Genomic DNA, 16,123 nt, shown 5'->3' on the forward strand with positions numbered 1-16,123 from the left:
CCGTAGCCGGAGTAAGCAATGACTGAAGCGCCCAAGATCTACGTCGCCGGCCACCGTGGTATGGTGGGGTCGGCGATCGTGCGCGTACTGCAACAGATGGGGCAGGCAAACATCGTTACGCGAACCCACCATGACCTCGATCTTACGATACAAGCCGACGTGCGGCGTTTTTTTGATACGGAGAAGCCCGATCAGGTTTATCTCGCTGCGGCAAAGGTGGGCGGTATTTACGCAAACAACACCTATCCTGCGGAGTTCATTTACGAAAACCTTATGATGGAGGCCAACGTGATTGATGCGGCTTTCCGGTCAGGTGTGAAGCGACTTCTGTTTCTAGGGTCGAGCTGCATTTATCCGAAGCTCGCTCCGCAGCCAATGAGCGAGAGTGCGCTTCTGACGGGTGAACTGGAGCCTACAAACGAGCCTTACGCGATCGCGAAGATTGCAGGGATCAAGCTCTGTGAGAGCTATAATCGTCAGTATGAAAGCGAGTATGGCGTTGACTTCCGCAGCGTCATGCCCACGAACCTCTACGGGCCTGGTGACAATTATCATCCAGAGAATTCGCACGTCATTCCCGCACTGATACGTCGTTTCCATGAAGCCAAGATAAACCGAACGCCGTCAGTTCTCATTTGGGGTACGGGCACGCCGCGCCGGGAGTTTCTTTATGTCGATGACATGGCAGAGGCGAGCGTTCACGTGATGAATCTGGATAAGAAAACCTATTCCCAGAACACCCAGCCTATGCTCAGCCACATTAATGTCGGATATGGACAAGATCTAACCATCCGCGAATTGGCTGAAGCGATAGCCAAGGTAACTGGATACAACGGCGAGATCGCGTTCGACACTTCCAAGCTAGATGGAACTCCCCGCAAATTAATGGACAGCGTACGGCTAAACAACATGGGCTGGGAAGCCAAGGTGTCTTTGCTAGAGGGATTGGCAATAGCCTACAATGATTTTTTGGATCGGAGCGCAAGCGATGAAAAATAAAGTAGCGCTCATTACGGGCATCACGGGACAAGATGGGTCGTACCTCGCAGAATTCCTTTTGGGAAAAGGGTATGAGGTGCATGGTATCAAGCGACGTTCGAGCAGCTTTAACACCGATCGAGTGGATCATATCTACCAGGATCCCCACACCGACAATCAAAGGTTCACGCTTCACTACGGCGATCTTTCGGACACCAGCAACTTGGTTCGCATCGTTCAGCAGGTCCAGCCTGATGAGATCTATAATTTGGGCGCGCAAAGCCATGTCGCGGTAAGCTTCGAGACTCCGGAATACACCGCTGACATCGATGCGCTCGGTACCTTGCGCCTCCTCGAGGCGATCAGGATCCTAGGTCTCGACAAGAAAACCCGTTTCTATCAGGCAAGCACAAGCGAGCTCTATGGACTAGTTCAGGAAACACCGCAGAAGGAAACGACACCGTTCTATCCACGGTCGCCTTATGCAGTCGCCAAGCTGTATGCCTACTGGATTGTCGTGAATTATCGCGAAGCGTACGGGATTTACGCCTGCAATGGCATCCTGTTCAATCACGAAAGCCCTAGAAGAGGTGAGACTTTTGTAACCCGCAAGATTACCCGCGGTATTGCCAATATCGCGCTGGGCTTGGATCGCTGTCTTTATATGGGCAACATGGATGCGTTGCGCGATTGGGGCCACGCGCGTGACTATGTGCGCATGCAGTGGATGATGTTACAGCAGGAGCAGCCCGATGACTTCGTTATCGGTACCGGTGTGCAGTACAGCGTGAGGCAGTTCATTGAGTGGTCGGCCGCTGAACTCGGTATTACACTTGCGTTCAAGGGCAAGGGTGTAGATGAGCATGCGGTTGTCGAGCATATCGACGGTGACAAGGCTCCCGCGTTGAAGGTCGGTGATGTTGTGGTCCGAGTTGACCCCCGCTACTTCCGCCCCACCGAAGTCGAGACGTTGCTCGGAGATCCAACGAAGGCGCGCGAGAAACTTGGCTGGGTTCCAGAAATTACAGTTCAGGAGATGTGCCGGGAAATGGTCGCTCATGACCTGGAGCAGGCCCGGCAAGGAGCGCTGCTTAGGAGCCACGGATATGCCTTCACCGTCAATCGCGAGTAGATATTGATTACTATGAAAGAAACCGTTCTGTCGGCAAACTCCAACGGTGCGAAAGCCCTTTGGCAGAGCATTTGGAAGGCAAGAGAGCTGCTGGTCTTTCTCGCTTGGCGCGATATCGTCGTCAAGTACAAGCAGGCCGTGCTGGGGATCACGTGGGCGATTCTGCGTCCCATTCTGACAACGATGGTTTTTACGCTTGTATTTGGGAAGATCGCACGCCTGCCCTCTGGGGAGATCCCGTACCCACTGCTCGTATTGTCTGGCATAACGCCTTGGCTATATTTCGCCAACACAGTCAATGATTGTGGGAACAGCCTTGTTGCCAACTCGACGCTGATCAGCAAGGTTTACTTTCCTCGCCTGGTCGTTCCGGCTAGCTGCGTTATCGCCAACTTGGTCGATTTGACGATTACCGTGCTGCTTTTGTGTGGCATGCTTGTCTGGTTTGGGATCGGCATCAGGTCGACAATCGTGCTTGTCCCATTAGTGGTCTTGGCCTTGGCACTGCTGACTGTAGGGCTTGGAATTTGGGCTGCCGCATTGAACGCAAGATATCGAGACGTGTCGTTCATCATGCCGTTTCTGGTCACTTTCGGGCTGTACCTTTCGCCAATTGGGTTCTCCTCGGGAGCAATACCGGAAAGGTGGCGGATCGTTTATGGTTTGAATCCAGTGGTCGGGCTTGTAGATGGTTTCCGCTTTGCTCTTTTTGGAGATCAGTATCCGTTCCAGATGTGGACGCTGGGATACTCTTCTGTACTCGCGCTCCTGCTTATTGTGACCGGCGTAATGTATTTCCGTCACGTCGAGCGTGACATCGTTGACATAATCTGAGGTCGAACATGAGTTACTCGGTACGTGTTGAAGGCCTCGGCAAGCGCTACATGATCAAAGGCAATCGTAGACATCGACTTCTGCGGGATGAGATCATGAGCTTTATGAAGGAATTTCCTCGAAAGGCTGAAACTCGGCAAGAGTTCTGGGCGCTACGCGATCTTGGATTTGAGATTGCTGAAGGTGATAAGGTCGGTATCATCGGGAAAAACGGTGCGGGGAAATCCACGCTGCTTAAGCTGTTGAGCCGTGTAGCTGAGCCGACCACGGGCGAAATACGTTTGCGCGGTCGGGTATCCAGCCTCCTTGAGGTGGGAACGGGTTTTCATCCCGAACTCACTGGACGCGAGAATATTTTCCTCAACGGCGTCATCCTTGGTATGAGCCGTATTGAGGTTCGTCGGAAATTTGACGAGATCGTCAGTTTTGCAGGTGTGGAGCGCTTTCTCGAGACGCAAGTCAAACACTACTCTTCTGGCATGTACATGCGGTTGGCTTTTTCGGTCGCGGCTCATCTTGATCCAGAAATTCTGATCGTCGACGAGGTGCTGGCGGTAGGCGATGCGGAATTCCAAAAGAAATGCCTCGGAAAGATGCAGGACATCAGCACAGGGGGGCGTACTGTCATCTTCGTAAGCCACAGCATGCAAACGGTGACCTCCCTTTGCAATCAATGCATCTTGCTGGATGCTGGACAAATTCGCAAGCAGGGCAGACCATCGGAAGTTATCATCGAGTACCTGGGAGGCGATTCCGAGTCTGTCGGTAGGGTCGACTATGAAAGGCAGGGGAGGACTGTCGCCGACGAGCATGTTCAGCTTTTGTATGGCGAGGTGCTTGATGAAGGTGATCAGCCTATTTTGGAAGCCGATATACGCAAGCCCATACGGGTTAAGATGGGCTTCCGAGTGAAGAGCAGATCAGGCATTCGTTTCATGCCTAATTTCCATTTCGTCGTGCCGGGCGGCACATATGCCTTTGTGAGTACGCCCGATGTCTTGACTGAACTCACGCCTGGTGACTACGAGGCTAGCTGCTACATTCCGGGTGATTTCCTTAATGAGGGCAGCTATTTTGTCGGATTGGCCGTTAGCTCCTACGCGCCGGGCCTCACGATCCACTTCTTCGAGCCGAGTGCAATGACCTTTAACGTACGTGACTCGATGGACGGCAGCGTCGGTCGCCATGGATATGCAAATGTAATGCCTGGCGTCGTGCGACCACGACTGAAATGGAAGGTCAAGGAGGCATCGAATTGAAAGCAGTGATCTTAGCGGGTGGGTTCGGAACAAGACTTTCCGAAGAGACGCACCTGAAACCGAAGCCGATGGTCGAAATCGGTGGTCGGCCCATCCTTTGGCACATCCTTAAAATTTACGCTGCTCATGGTGTGAACGATTTCGTGATATGCTGCGGCTATAAAGGCTATGTTATCAAGGAATACTTCGCGAACTACTTCTTGCATATGTCGGACGTAACGTTCGATATGGCTGATAACCGGATGATTGTTCACCAGCAAAAGGCGGAGCCTTGGCGTGTGACCTTAGTCGACACGGGCGAGGATACGCTGACCGGTGGGCGTATGAAGCGCGTTAGCGACTATGTCAAAGACGAAGAGGCTTTTTGCTTTACTTACGGCGACGGCGTTTCCGACATCGACATCACAGCCGCAATTGCGTTTCATCGCGCGCACGGAAAGCTCGCGACCGTCACTGCAGTCTCTCCGCCTGGGCGTTATGGTGCGCTCAAGCGCGAGGGCGACGAAGTCAGAGGCTTTGTTGAAAAGCCTCGAGGCGATGGTGCCATGATCAATGGCGGCTATTTCATCCTGTCGCCTAAAGTGCTCGACTACATTCAGGGTGATCGCACAAGCTGGGAGCTTGGTCCTCTTACGCAGATTGCAGCAGAAGGTCAGCTGATGGCATATGATCACACCGGCTTCTGGGCGGCAATGGACACTCTGCGCGACAAAAACGCTTTGGAGGAGCTTTGGGCTGGTGGATCTGCACCATGGAAGGTGTGGAAATGAGTGCCGCGCCGTCGCCCGAGTTCTGGGTCGGCAAACGTGTTCTGATCACCGGCCATACGGGCTTCAAGGGCAGCTGGCTTGCACTGATGCTGCACCGGCTGGGTGCCGACATCACAGGTATCAGTCTAGAGCCGGAGACGTTGCCAAGCCTGCATCGATTGGACGACGTCGGCTCCTGCTGCACGACGCACATATGTGATATCCGAGATGGGCCTCGTTTTGAGCGTTTGGTGCAAGAAGCCCAGCCAGAAATCGTCCTTCATCTCGCAGCCCAACCTTTGGTGCGGGCAAGCTATCAGCGCCCAGTCGATACGTTTGCCACTAATGTAATGGGCACGGCGCATTTGTTGGACGCCTTGCGGTCAACGTCCGATTGTCGCGTGGCGGTGATGGTAACTACAGACAAGGTCTACGAGAATAGCGAATGGAACTGGCCATATCGTGAGACGGACGCCCTTGGCGGACATGATCCGTATAGTGCGAGCAAAGCGGCCAGCGAGATTGTCATTGCCAGCTATCGCAAGTCCTTTTTGCAGCAGAATGGCGTGGCAATCGCCACAGCGCGGGCCGGCAACGTAATCGGTGGTGGGGACTGGTCGCAAGATAGATTGGTTCCGGACGCAATCCGCGCTTGGCAAAATGGCGCTTCGTTGTCAATCCGCAATCCATCAGCTGTCCGACCTTGGCAACATGTTTTAGAGCCTCTGACAGGGTATCTGGTTCTCGCCGAAGCCCTGTGGTCGAAGCCAGAGTTCGCGGATGCATGGAACTTTGGACCGGATCCCGCAGAGGCCGCTAGCGTGCGCACGGTCATAGATATTGCGCGAACGGCATGGCCTGGCGCCGAAGTCAAGTACGGTGATCTCAGCGGGCCACATGAAGCTGGGCGATTATCGCTGGAGACAGCGAAGGCGCGGGAACTGCTCAAAGTGCGCCCTCGCTGGAATCTTCATCAGGCGATCACGCGGACCGTTGACTGGTATCGCCGCCAGGCCGCCGGCGAATCGGCGCGCCAACTCTGCGAGTTGGACATGGATACTTGGGAGGGAAGCCAGTGACCCGCTTTTCGCTGACCAATAGCCCAATCGAGGGCTTGGTGCTGATCGAGCGCACTCGGATTGGCGATAGCCGGGGCTTTTTGAGCCGCGTGTTTTGCAGCGATGAATTGCGTGCTGCGGGCTGGGAGAAGCCTATCGCGCAGATCAACCATACACGCACCGAACGTCGCGGAACCGTGCGGGGCATGCATTTTCAGGCCGTGCCGCATGCGGAGATGAAGCTGGTTAGCTGCATTCACGGCGAAGTCTGGGACGTCGCAGTCGACCTGAGGACCGGTTCCTCCACGTTTTTACAGTGGCACGCAGAGCACCTCTCTGCCGAGAACTGCAAGGCTCTGCTCATTCCAGAAGGATTTGCACACGGCTTCCAGGTGTTGTCGGACAGCGCGGAGCTTCTATACTGTCATTCTAAGCCTTACACGCCGCACGCAGAGGCGGGCGTGCACCCACAAGATCCGAAACTGGGAATTTCCTGGCCGCGGCCCATTGCCGAAATCTCCGAGCGTGATAACCAGCGTCCTGCACTTTCGCCATCGTTTACAGGTGTTAGCCTATGAAATGCCGTCATTGCTCTACACCGCTCGAGCACAGTTTTGTTGACCTCGGCCATGCGCCTCCCTCGAACAGCTATCTCACGCTTGAGGGGTTGAGCAGGCCTGAGAAGACATATCCGCTCAAGGTGATGGTGTGCAGCGAGTGCTGGCTGGTGCAGACATTGGACTACACGGATGCCGGCGAACTGTTTGATGCTGATTACGCGTATTTCTCCAGCACTTCCAGCGGATGGCTAGCCCACGCGCGGCGTTATTGCGAGGAAATGCGTTCGAAATTGAACCTCGATGAACGTAGCCTGGTAATCGAAGTTGCGTCCAATGACGGCTATCTCCTCAAGAATTTCCTTGAATGGAAAATTCCGTGCCTGGGAGTCGAGCCGACGGCCAGCACTGCGGCTGCCGCCGAGGCGTTAGGTGTTCCGATTATACGCGAGTTCTTCGGCGATGCGCTTGCTGGAAGGCTGCGCGCGGAAGGCAAGCAGGCGGATCTGATTGCGGGGAACAATGTTTATGCGCACGTTCCCGATATCAATGATTTTACGCGAGGCTTGAAAACCGCGTTGAAAGCCGGTGGAACCATTACGCTTGAGTTCCCGCATCTGCTTCGCCTCATTCAGCAGGTTCAGTTCGACACGATTTATCACGAGCACTTCTCCTATCTGTCGCTGACCGCCGTGAATCGCATTTTCAAGGCCGCTGGTTTGAAGGTGTGGGATGTACAGGAGTTGCCGACGCATGGTGGGAGCCTGCGAGTTTTCGGTAGCCATGAGGAAGACAGTCGCCCAGTGACGCCGGCTGTTTCCGACCTTCTTGAAACGGAAATCGACGCCGGCCTTCTGTCATTGAGAGTGTATAAGGATTTCCAAGGCAAAGCCGAACAGGTGAAACTCGGCTTCCTGGACTTTCTTATCGAACAGAAGAAGGCCGGCAAGCGGGTCGGTGCTTACGGAGCTGCTGCCAAAGGTAACACCCTGATGAATTTTGCAGGGGTCAAGCCAGACCTGCTACCGTTCGTCGCCGATGCCGCGCCATCCAAACAAGGCAAGTTCATGCCCGGTAGCCATCTGCCTATTGTTACGCCTGATGCACTAAGAAAAAATCGTCCTGACTTCGTAGTTGTATTTCCTTGGAATATCGCGAACGAAGTCCGCGCGCAAAATGCCGATCTTGTTGATTTGGGCACTAAGATGGTGACCTTGGTTCCAAAATTGGAGGTTTTATGAAGACGCGAATCCATTACACACGTCCTTCTATAACCGACCTAGAAGTCAAGTACGCGACTGATGCGGCCGCGAACGGTTGGGGTGATCAGTGCTATGACTACATAAACCGTTTCGAGAAGGCTTTTGCAGCTCATCTTGGGGTCGAATTCGCGATAGCTACCTCTAGCTGTACCGGTGCTATGCAGATAGGTATGGCTGCCGTGGGGATCAGTTCCGGAGATGAAGTAATTTTGGCCGATACCAATTGGATCGCGTCGGCGGCGCCCATTGTACACTTGGGCGCTAAGCCAGTTTTCGTGGACATCTTGCCCGATACTTGGTGCTTGGATCCGGCTGCCGTAGAGCGCGCTATTACTCCACGCACAAAGGGAATTCTCGCCGTGCATCTCTACGGAAATCTCTGTGCGATGGACGAACTGCTAGCCATTGGAAGCAAGTATCAGATACCGGTAATCGAAGACGCGGCAGAGGCAATTGGCTCGGTATATCGGGGAAGTCGCGCAGGTTCGCTCGGTTCGTTCGGCGCATTTTCGTTTCATGGGACAAAGACCATTACTACCGGCGAAGGGGGGATATTTGTTACGAATAACGCCAGCCTCTTCGAACGTGCCTTGACACTCAGTAATCACGGTCGGGCGCGTAACCAGGCACGGCAATTCTGGCCTGATGAGCTGGGTTACAAATTTAAGATGTCGAATATCCAAGCGGCGCTTGGCGTGGGGCAGATGGAGCGAATTGAGCCTCTCATAGCACGCAAGCGCACAATTTTTCAGTTCTACCATGACAATCTTGCTTCGTTGCCTGGTATCGCCATTAACGCCGAGCACGATGGAACAACAATCGGCGCCTGGATGCCGACTCTTGTATTCTCGCCGTCGACTGGCGTCACGCGCGAACGCCTGGTGCAGGCTTTCAAGGAAGAGAATGTAGATGCTCGTGTCTTCTTTTGGCCGTTGAGTTCGCTGTCATTCTTCGAGCCCGTCCCAAGTAACCTTAATTCGTGGGATATTCCGCAACGCGCAATTAATCTCCCTTCGTATCACGATATTGCCGAGGAGGATCTGATGCGCGTCGTAAACGTCGTATACGGCTTACTCGACGAGGCTTGATGATCATGCAAGTGGCTTTGTTTGCACACGGGAACGTAGGCTTGGCGATTGCTGAGTTTCTGATCAATCGCTACCGTGACGATGTCGTGGCTGTTGTGGTTATGTCGGATGACGCGATATCTCGCCTTGCGGTTGTGGCTGGATTGCGTATCATCCATTTCACGAGCGAAAAACAGATCCTATCTGACTTACCGGCCGAATTTGATCTCGGCGTGCTGGCTTGGTGGCCGAAAATCATCAGAAAACCGCTACTTGATATCGCCAAATCCGGCTTTATAAACACCCATCCTAGCTTGCTCCCGTTCAACCGTGGAAAGAACTACAATTTTTGGGCATTAGTGGAGAACACTCCATTTGGAGTGACGCTGCATAAAGTAGATGGTGGGATAGATACTGGGGATATTATAGCTCAACAACCCATTGCATACGATTGGACCGATACTGGAAAAACGCTGTATCAAAAGGCTCAGTCAGCGATGGTAGAATTGTTTGAGCGCACGTGGCCGACAATTCATAGCGGGAGCTTCTTGGAAGTTCCTCAGCGAGATGAGTTAGCCACCTTCCATCGCGCAGCGGAACTCGAAGTTGCGAGCAAAATAGTGCTGGATCAGCAATATCGGGCTGATGAGTTGCTAAACTTGCTGCGTGCCCGGACGTTTCACCCACATCCCGGTTGTTGGTTCGAGGTGGATGGGCAGCGTTACGAAATTTCTATCGAGATCAGGAAAGCAAAGCTATGAACCCGCATGATGAATTCAAGCAACAATGCAGTGACGAAATCGAGGCCATGGGCCAAGACGAACACGCTCAGTCACAGTCGCGTGCCTTCCTAGAGACCGCTAATGGCTTACGGTATTCGTACCACTTCGAGTGGATGGGGCGCCCAATCATTCAGTATCCGCAGGACATAGTTGCGATGCAAGAATTGATTTGGGACATTAAGCCTGACCTTATTGTCGAGACCGGCATCGCGCACGGTGGATCGCTAATTCTAAGCGCTTCGATGCTCGCGTTGCTCGATCTGGCGGATGCAATTGAGAGCGGCGGCTCGTTGGACCCCCGAAATTCATCACGGCGAGTTATCGGTGTCGACATCGATATAAGGGAACACAACCGTGCAGCTATTGAAGCACATCCGATGGCTTCGCGAATTACAATGATCCAGGGGTCTAGCGTCGCTGACGATGTGGTCAGACAGGTTTATGACGTAGCGAAAGATTATAATCGCGTGCTTGTCTGCTTGGACAGCAACCACACCCATGACCATGTCTTAGCAGAGCTGAACGCATATGCGTCGCTGACGAGTGTGGGTAGCTATTGTGTTGTGTTTGACACAGTCGTTGAAGATCTCCCCAAATCGATGTTCCCTGATCGGCCTTGGGGACCCGGCAACAACCCTAAGACCGCCGTTCACGAATTCCTAAAAGCACATTCTGAATTCGAAATCGACAAATCAATCCAGAACAAGCTAATGCTGACTGTAGCGCCGGACGGCTATTTGTACCGCCGGAAATAAGACCGCCAAGCCTATGCGTGAGGAGTCTGAGCTAACCTTATCGATATCGGTATAATGCCTGAACAGATCGAGAAGGACCGCCGAAATTTGCTAGGAATCAGTTTGGCGTCTTGTATCTCAAAAAAATTGTAGGCGAAGAGATGAATGTGAAGACAAACGATAAGGATTTGCGGGGCAACTTGCTCGCGTCTCCGACTTTATGGTCGCTTTTCTCACGCGACAAAAATGGAGTACTTAGGCGTGTCGAGCGCGTTGTAATTACAAACCAGTTTGATCGCACAATCTGATGGTGAACTCACACGAGCCACGAGTTAGCGTCATTTTGCCGGCCTACAACGCTGCGGTATTGCTCAATGACGCAATCCAGTCTGTACTGCGACAGTCAATCGATGATTTTGAGTTGATCGTATTAGATGATGGATCGACCGACGACACATGGGAGTTACTCAATGCGTTCTCTGACAAACGCATAAGGGCCTATCACCATAGTAACATGGGCCTGCCGGCGACGTTGAACCGAGGTCTCTCTCTGGCAAGGGGACGTTACATTGCTAGGCTTGATCACGACGATCTCATGATGCCAACTCGGCTCGAGACGCAAGCGCGGTTTCTGGATGCGCATCCCGAGGTCGCACTCCTGGGTACAGCAGCCCAGATCTACGTAGGCGATCAGCCTTCAGAGCGCCATCATCGCCATCCTACGTCAAACAAAGCTTTGAGGTTGAGGCTTCTCTTTGACAATCCTTTCGTGCATGCGTCCATTATGTTCAGACGTGATGAGATCATGGCCATAGGCGGGTATTGCACCGATCAATCTCGTCTCCCGCCGGAAGACTATGAACTCTGGTCTCGTGTTGCTCGTGTCCATGAGGTAGCCAACCTCGAAGATGTCTTGACAATTTACCGAGAGGTGCCTGGTAGTCTTTCGCGAATAGTCGAAAACCCGTTTTTGGAGAAGGTGTTGATGTTCTCAACAGAAAATATCTCCGCCATTGTTTCACCGACCTACTCTGTGCAAGATTGTCGAAGGTTGGCTGAGATTTACCATGGAGTTGAGGCGTCAACCTCTCGGATGAGTTATCGTCGTGCTATTAGGATTCTGAAGCTGGCGGCAGCGCGCGTTTCTGATGGTCGGCAAGACACCGAGTTTGTCGCGACACTGCAGTCAATCAGACGTCTGTTTGAGTTCCGATTTTCAAGGCGCTGGATACCGCGTCGACTATTTCCTTTGGCCCGAGCAATCCGTAGGCGTCTTTTCAAATGAAGATACTCTTTTGCGTGGAATTCTATTATCCAAGCATTGGTGGCGCGCAGGAAGTGGTGCGTCAAGTTGCTGAACGAATGGCTGAAAGCGGCCACGACGTTACCGTTGCCACTTCTTGGTTGCCGGAAAGGTCGGGTGATATAATCAACGGCGTTAAGGTCGTCGGGTTTAAGGTCAGCGGCAATCAGGTACGTGGCCTGAGTGGTGAGGTGGACGTCTATCGCGCGTTTATTCGTAAAAGCGATGTAGACGTAGTTTTTTTCTACGCTGCCCAGCAGTGGACGTTCGATGCAGCATGGGAGGCACTTACGGAGACGCGAGCGAAGAAAGTTTTTGTCCCTTGCGGTTACTCAGGCCTTTATAACAGCGCGTATGCCGACTACTTTCAGCGACTTCCCACCATTCTAAAGCAGCTAGATACTGTCGTCTATCATGCGGAGTCGTACCGGGACATCGACTTCGCTCGCGACCACGGGCTGACCAATTCGATTGTCATTCCGAACGGTGCTGCTGCCGAAGAGTTTGCGGTTAATCCCGATCCAGAGTTTCGCTCCTCAATCGGGGCTGACCAAGACACGCAGATTTTGCTGACCGTAGGTAGCGCTACCGGTCTAAAAGGCCATCTGGAACTCACACGGGCATTTGCGCTAGCGGATTTCAGGGGACGAGAGGCGCTGTTGATTATAAACGGCAATCAGCCACATAGCGGTGGCCATCGGCCGTCCTACTACCGACGTTTCGCGGAGTTGCTCCATACCTATGGCCTGGCGTATGCGTTCCGGCACTCCGTGAAGATGCTTTTGATCGCGTTTGGATGGAGAGGCGGCAACCAGAACTCGATCGAGATGTGGGTGGCAAGTGTCAATGATGGGCGCTACGGGAGAAAACGGGTGCTGCGTGTGGACCTTCCTCGACCTGAGTTGGTACAAGCTTATCTGCAGTCCAACCTGTTCGTGTTTGCGTCAAACATCGAATATTCGCCACTGGTGCTGTACGAAGCTTGTGCTGCTGGACTGCCTTATCTGACGGTTCCGGTGGGCAACACAGCGGAAATCGTTGCTTGGACGGGTGGCGGAGTGATGTGCGATGCGCCGCGAGATTCGGAAGGCTACACGCGCGCCGAGCCAAAAGTTTTGGCACGTGCGATTGAAAAGCTGCTCGAGGATCCTGCACTTCTTTCGCGCCTTGGCGCGAATGGAAAAGCGGCAAGTATGGCGAGGTTCAACTGGGCTAATCTCACGAGGGAATACGAGATTTTGTTTCTTAGCTTAATTCGGGGCCGGACCCAGAAGTAGTTCTTGTTTTACGGAGTTTTTGATGAGTTCGGTCGTGGTTCCACTTATCGGCGGTTTGGGTAACCAAATGTTTCAGTATGCTGCAGCCAGAGCTGTCGCACTGAGAACAGGTTCTGATGTGAAGCTGGAGCTGTCTTGGTTTGGAACCGATCCGGATCGTCATTATGCACTGGAGCCATTTGCTATTAGCGCAACGACCATGCGGAGTGGAAAGCAGGAAGCTCCGAAATATGATCTGATGAGTAGAATCGTGAGGCGGCTTCCGATAGCGCGTAGGCAGAACGGCTTACCTGTTTTTAAAGAGGCTTCATTCCGTTATGATGCAGATATCGAGCAGGCGCGTGCGCCCGTCTTTCTCGACGGCTATTTTCAAAGCGAGAAGTATTTCTCCGACTACCGCGAGCAGATCGCCGCGGATTTCAAACTTCGCAATTCGCCCCTGCCGCAGACGACTGAGGTATTGAACCAGATCTCTCACACTGACGCTATCTGCTTGCATATCCGGCGCGGCGACTATGTGACCAACAAAGCTGCCAATGCGCATCACGGTACCTGCTCGCTGGACTATTACGAGTCGGGCTTGGGGCGCGTCGCTGAGGGCTTGACGCGGCCGCATTGTTTCGTCTTTTCAGATGATCCCGTCTGGGCACGCGAAAATTTCGCACCCAAGATTCCGGTGACGTTCGTAGACATCCACGCAACGCACCAAGCTCACGAAGACCTCCGCCTCATGGCAGCGTGTCAACGCTACGTTATCGCAAACAGCTCGCTGAGCTGGTGGGGGGCATGGCTCGGATCACATGGAAACAAGAAGGTGGTGGCGCCTGCACAGTGGTTCCAGAAGAGGGATATCGATACCTCGGATCTGGTGCCGTCATCGTGGATCAGAATGTAAATGGCAGACTTCCGAGTACAGCTTCAGCGTTTCATCGACCACGATCGCTGTCGAAAACTCGCGCTCGATCCGCTCCCTTCCACGCGTCCCCATCTTGGCACGCAGTCCTTCATCTAGGATCAGTCGTTCAAGAGCATTCGCAAGATGGAATGGTGAACGAACGGGAACCAGCACGCCGTTGTCTCCGTCTCGGACGGCTTCCCTGCAACCGGGCGTGTCCGTCGTCACGCAGGGTAGGCCCGCTGCCATCGCCTCCAGAAGTGATTTTGGCAGGCCTTCTCGATGGGATGGCAGACAGGCAATATGGCTTTGAGAAAGAAGAGTAGGGATATCGCTGCGATAGCCAAGAAACTCAGCTAAGCCCTCGCCTTTCCATTCCTCAAGCGTCTTGGCGTCAATGCATGCGGGATTACCTGGGTCGGCATCCCCCACGAAAACGAAGCGTCCGGCCACACCGCGTTGCTTCAATAACCGGATAGCGTCAATCAGTTCACCGACACCCTTGTCCCACAGGAGCCGCGCCACGAAGATTGTTACTGGGGGCAAACGCCGGTCGTCGGCCAGCCAGTATTGGTTGGGCTCGACACCCGCGCCACGAATAAGAATGGCATCTTTCTTTCGCACGGCCCGCGCCGCGACGAAATCCGTGAGATCGTCGTTATTCTCAAAAACGACCCTGCTGTCAGCCGGATTGAGAAAGAAGCGGAAACCGAGCCGTACGAGCGGCCTGACTAGGCGCGAAACGAGACTGTTGCCGGTGAAAATATAACCCATTCCGACAATGGCATTCACAATCGAGCCAGGTCGGGCGAATACCGATGCCAATCCGCCAATAAGAATTGGCTTTATCGCTACGTGGTGGGCGATATCCGGGCGCTCACGTCGATAAATTTTCGCGACCGCCACCACTGCTCTCAATGCCGCGAACGGATTGAGGCTGCGCCTTTCAATCTGAATTGGAATAGTCCGGATGCCGGCCGCTTCAACGATGTCCCTGTGGCGCTCGAACTTGCTGATGAGTGTAACATCATACCCCGCTTCTTTTGCGGCAACGGCACGCTGCAGAAAATGCGAGCAAAAGAACCAGTCCACACTAACGAAAAATAGTAGTTTAGGCGCACAGCCAGTCATTTTTTACATCACTTCCGGTTTCTGTATCGGCGCGCTCCTGGAAGCCAGGAGGCAAATATTGCCTTGAAAAGCGAAATAGCTAAGCCCTGGGCTGTGAAGGCGCTTGGAGACAAGAAGAATTCGCGAAGCCAAAGCCCAGAGACTTCCGGATATCCTGCTCTCGATCCGATGGACTGTGTGCTATGTACCCGATACCGAAGCAGGGGTTCGGAAAGGTTCTGCATTTTGGCTCCGGCTCTCTTCGCACGAAGCCACAGGTCCGTATCCTCAGACGCAAAACCTCCGAGATAGCCGCGCATGTCGATAAGAAACTGTCTTCGGATCGCAACGGACGGATGGCAGAAAACTGTTCTCCTTGGGAGGGCTTTCACAATTTCGGTGCCGTTAATCGGCAATTCCATCTTTCCCACCGTAGAGCCATACTCATCGATGATCGAAACAAAAGAACCGATTATATCTGGTTGGCTCACAGCGATGGCGTGCCTCAGCACTCGTATTCGATGTTTCTCAGACACGTCGTCAGAATCCATTCTCACAATATATTCGCCGCTCGCGTTGTCGACCAGTATATTGAGGTTGAATGATAATTGACCGATTTCGCTTCTGAACAACTGGACTCTTGGATCCTTCCCTGCATGCTCTCTGAGTTGTTGCCACAATTCATCCGAGCAAGCATTCGCCGCGATTAGAAACTGAAAATTGGAGTCGTCTTGATGAAGCACACTTTCGATAGCTTCCGTCAGCCACGGATGAGCTCGATTGACGCACATGATCACCGACAGCGTAGGAGAGGCGGCGTCGACTATCTGGGAGATACTCAGTGGGAAAAGCTCCGGTGCGCGATTTCTGTTTGTTTAATTGAGGCATTTATGCTGATAGGCACAAGCATTCAACGGCGGTCATCATATTTTTCAATGTTACGTCACTGACTGGTCGATCACCGACGCCGCTCAGGCATGTCGTGCAGGTGAACTGCCCGACTTTCGACCGGATCGTGTCCCACGAGATGGTGTAAGTGCCGACGAGGCCACCGTGCTCTCCGGCAAGGCCGGGAGGATCAACGTGCCACGGCTGGCAAGCTGATGATTGGATCATCGCTCATTTT

At 53.3% G+C, this 16,123-nt stretch carries 16 protein-coding genes; 14 read left to right on the top strand and 2 right to left on the bottom strand.

What is annotated here, in order from left to right:
- Window positions 1-18: 18 nt before the first annotated feature.
- The 14 genes from ACIQUB_RS29215 to ACIQUB_RS29280 all read left to right on the top strand — a co-directional run bounded on the left by ACIQUB_RS29215 (window position 19) and on the right by ACIQUB_RS29280 (window position 13,887).
- Window positions 19-999 (top strand): GDP-L-fucose synthase family protein, encoded by a 981-nt coding sequence (locus ACIQUB_RS29215; protein WP_402934855.1) that lies wholly within the window; start codon window positions 19-21, stop codon window positions 997-999.
- Window positions 989-2,110: a GDP-mannose 4,6-dehydratase gene (gene gmd / locus ACIQUB_RS29220; protein ID WP_402934858.1), complete on the top strand. Its 1,122-nt coding sequence runs from the start codon at window positions 989-991 to the stop codon at window positions 2,108-2,110. Before ACIQUB_RS29215 ends, gmd begins: the two co-directional genes overlap by 11 nt.
- 12 nt (window positions 2,111-2,122) lie before the next feature.
- On the top strand, window positions 2,123-2,944 hold the full coding sequence (locus ACIQUB_RS29225) for an ABC transporter permease (protein ID WP_112949702.1): 822 nt from the start codon (window positions 2,123-2,125) through the stop codon (window positions 2,942-2,944).
- 8 nt (window positions 2,945-2,952) lie between these two features.
- A complete protein-coding gene (locus ACIQUB_RS29230; RefSeq protein WP_402934862.1) occupies window positions 2,953-4,203 on the top strand; it encodes an ABC transporter ATP-binding protein in 1,251 nt (416 codons plus the stop codon).
- Window positions 4,200-4,973: a glucose-1-phosphate cytidylyltransferase gene (gene rfbF, locus ACIQUB_RS29235; protein ID WP_402934865.1), complete on the top strand. Its 774-nt coding sequence runs from the start codon at window positions 4,200-4,202 to the stop codon at window positions 4,971-4,973. The genes ACIQUB_RS29230 and rfbF overlap by 4 nt, the downstream gene beginning before the upstream one ends.
- Window positions 4,955-6,031 (top strand): CDP-glucose 4,6-dehydratase, encoded by a 1,077-nt coding sequence (gene rfbG / locus ACIQUB_RS29240; protein WP_402934868.1) that lies wholly within the window; start codon window positions 4,955-4,957, stop codon window positions 6,029-6,031. The genes rfbF and rfbG overlap by 19 nt, the downstream gene beginning before the upstream one ends.
- Window positions 6,028-6,588 carry a dTDP-4-dehydrorhamnose 3,5-epimerase gene (gene rfbC, locus ACIQUB_RS29245; protein WP_402934871.1) on the top strand — a complete coding sequence of 187 codons (561 nt, stop codon included), beginning with the start codon at window positions 6,028-6,030 and terminating at the stop codon, window positions 6,586-6,588. The genes rfbG and rfbC overlap by 4 nt, the downstream gene beginning before the upstream one ends.
- Complete coding sequence (locus ACIQUB_RS29250; protein ID WP_402934874.1) at window positions 6,585-7,808, top strand: class I SAM-dependent methyltransferase; 1,224 nt, start codon at window positions 6,585-6,587, stop codon at window positions 7,806-7,808. Before rfbC ends, ACIQUB_RS29250 begins: the two co-directional genes overlap by 4 nt.
- The gene (locus tag ACIQUB_RS29255) at window positions 7,805-8,917 is read left to right on the top strand and encodes a DegT/DnrJ/EryC1/StrS family aminotransferase (protein WP_112949708.1); all 1,113 of its coding nucleotides are present in this window, start codon (window positions 7,805-7,807) and stop codon (window positions 8,915-8,917) included. Before ACIQUB_RS29250 ends, ACIQUB_RS29255 begins: the two co-directional genes overlap by 4 nt.
- Complete coding sequence (locus tag ACIQUB_RS29260) at window positions 8,917-9,657, top strand: methionyl-tRNA formyltransferase (RefSeq protein WP_402934878.1); 741 nt, start codon at window positions 8,917-8,919, stop codon at window positions 9,655-9,657. Before ACIQUB_RS29255 ends, ACIQUB_RS29260 begins: the two co-directional genes overlap by 1 nt.
- Window positions 9,654-10,433: a cephalosporin hydroxylase family protein gene (locus ACIQUB_RS29265; protein ID WP_402934881.1), complete on the top strand. Its 780-nt coding sequence runs from the start codon at window positions 9,654-9,656 to the stop codon at window positions 10,431-10,433. The genes ACIQUB_RS29260 and ACIQUB_RS29265 overlap by 4 nt, the downstream gene beginning before the upstream one ends.
- A 286-nt stretch (window positions 10,434-10,719) precedes the next feature.
- Window positions 10,720-11,697, top strand: coding sequence for a glycosyltransferase family 2 protein (locus tag ACIQUB_RS29270; protein ID WP_402934884.1), 978 nt, complete (start codon window positions 10,720-10,722; stop codon window positions 11,695-11,697).
- A complete protein-coding gene (locus ACIQUB_RS29275) occupies window positions 11,694-12,992 on the top strand; it encodes a glycosyltransferase family 4 protein (protein ID WP_402934887.1) in 1,299 nt (432 codons plus the stop codon). The genes ACIQUB_RS29270 and ACIQUB_RS29275 overlap by 4 nt, the downstream gene beginning before the upstream one ends.
- A 22-nt stretch (window positions 12,993-13,014) precedes the next feature.
- Entirely contained in the window at window positions 13,015-13,887 is an 873-nt protein-coding gene (locus ACIQUB_RS29280) for an alpha-1,2-fucosyltransferase (RefSeq protein ID WP_402934890.1), read from the top strand.
- Here ACIQUB_RS29280 and ACIQUB_RS29285 read toward each other — a convergent pair.
- Window positions 13,867-15,018, bottom strand: coding sequence for a glycosyltransferase family 4 protein (locus tag ACIQUB_RS29285; RefSeq protein ID WP_112949713.1), 1,152 nt, complete (start codon window positions 15,016-15,018; stop codon window positions 13,867-13,869). The genes ACIQUB_RS29280 and ACIQUB_RS29285 overlap by 21 nt on opposite strands.
- Window positions 15,019-15,026: 8 nt before the next feature.
- On the bottom strand, window positions 15,027-15,788 hold the full coding sequence (locus tag ACIQUB_RS29290; RefSeq protein WP_402934894.1) for a glycosyltransferase family 2 protein: 762 nt from the start codon (window positions 15,786-15,788) through the stop codon (window positions 15,027-15,029).
- Window positions 15,789-16,123 lie beyond the last annotated feature (335 nt).

The organism is Rhizobium sp. NPDC090275, assembly GCF_044772225.1.
Classification (GTDB): Bacteria; Pseudomonadota; Alphaproteobacteria; order Rhizobiales; family Rhizobiaceae; genus Rhizobium.

Coding starts and splice junctions, on each gene's coding strand:
- ACIQUB_RS29215 (WP_402934855.1), top strand. CDS start 19: ATGACTGAAGCGCCCAAGATCTACGTCGCCGGCCACCGTGGTATGGTG.
- ACIQUB_RS29260 (WP_402934878.1), top strand. CDS start 8,917: ATGATCATGCAAGTGGCTTTGTTTGCACACGGGAACGTAGGCTTGGCG.
- ACIQUB_RS29255 (WP_112949708.1), top strand. CDS start 7,805: ATGAAGACGCGAATCCATTACACACGTCCTTCTATAACCGACCTAGAA.
- ACIQUB_RS29275 (WP_402934887.1), top strand. CDS start 11,694: ATGAAGATACTCTTTTGCGTGGAATTCTATTATCCAAGCATTGGTGGC.
- ACIQUB_RS29280 (WP_402934890.1), top strand. CDS start 13,015: ATGAGTTCGGTCGTGGTTCCACTTATCGGCGGTTTGGGTAACCAAATG.
- ACIQUB_RS29265 (WP_402934881.1), top strand. CDS start 9,654: ATGAACCCGCATGATGAATTCAAGCAACAATGCAGTGACGAAATCGAG.
- rfbG (WP_402934868.1), top strand. CDS start 4,955: ATGGAAGGTGTGGAAATGAGTGCCGCGCCGTCGCCCGAGTTCTGGGTC.
- ACIQUB_RS29230 (WP_402934862.1), top strand. CDS start 2,953: ATGAGTTACTCGGTACGTGTTGAAGGCCTCGGCAAGCGCTACATGATC.
- ACIQUB_RS29290 (WP_402934894.1), bottom strand. CDS start 15,788: ATGTGCGTCAATCGAGCTCATCCGTGGCTGACGGAAGCTATCGAAAGT.
- ACIQUB_RS29225 (WP_112949702.1), top strand. CDS start 2,123: ATGAAAGAAACCGTTCTGTCGGCAAACTCCAACGGTGCGAAAGCCCTT.
- ACIQUB_RS29270 (WP_402934884.1), top strand. CDS start 10,720: ATGGTGAACTCACACGAGCCACGAGTTAGCGTCATTTTGCCGGCCTAC.
- gmd (WP_402934858.1), top strand. CDS start 989: ATGAAAAATAAAGTAGCGCTCATTACGGGCATCACGGGACAAGATGGG.
- ACIQUB_RS29250 (WP_402934874.1), top strand. CDS start 6,585: ATGAAATGCCGTCATTGCTCTACACCGCTCGAGCACAGTTTTGTTGAC.
- ACIQUB_RS29285 (WP_112949713.1), bottom strand. CDS start 15,018: ATGACTGGCTGTGCGCCTAAACTACTATTTTTCGTTAGTGTGGACTGG.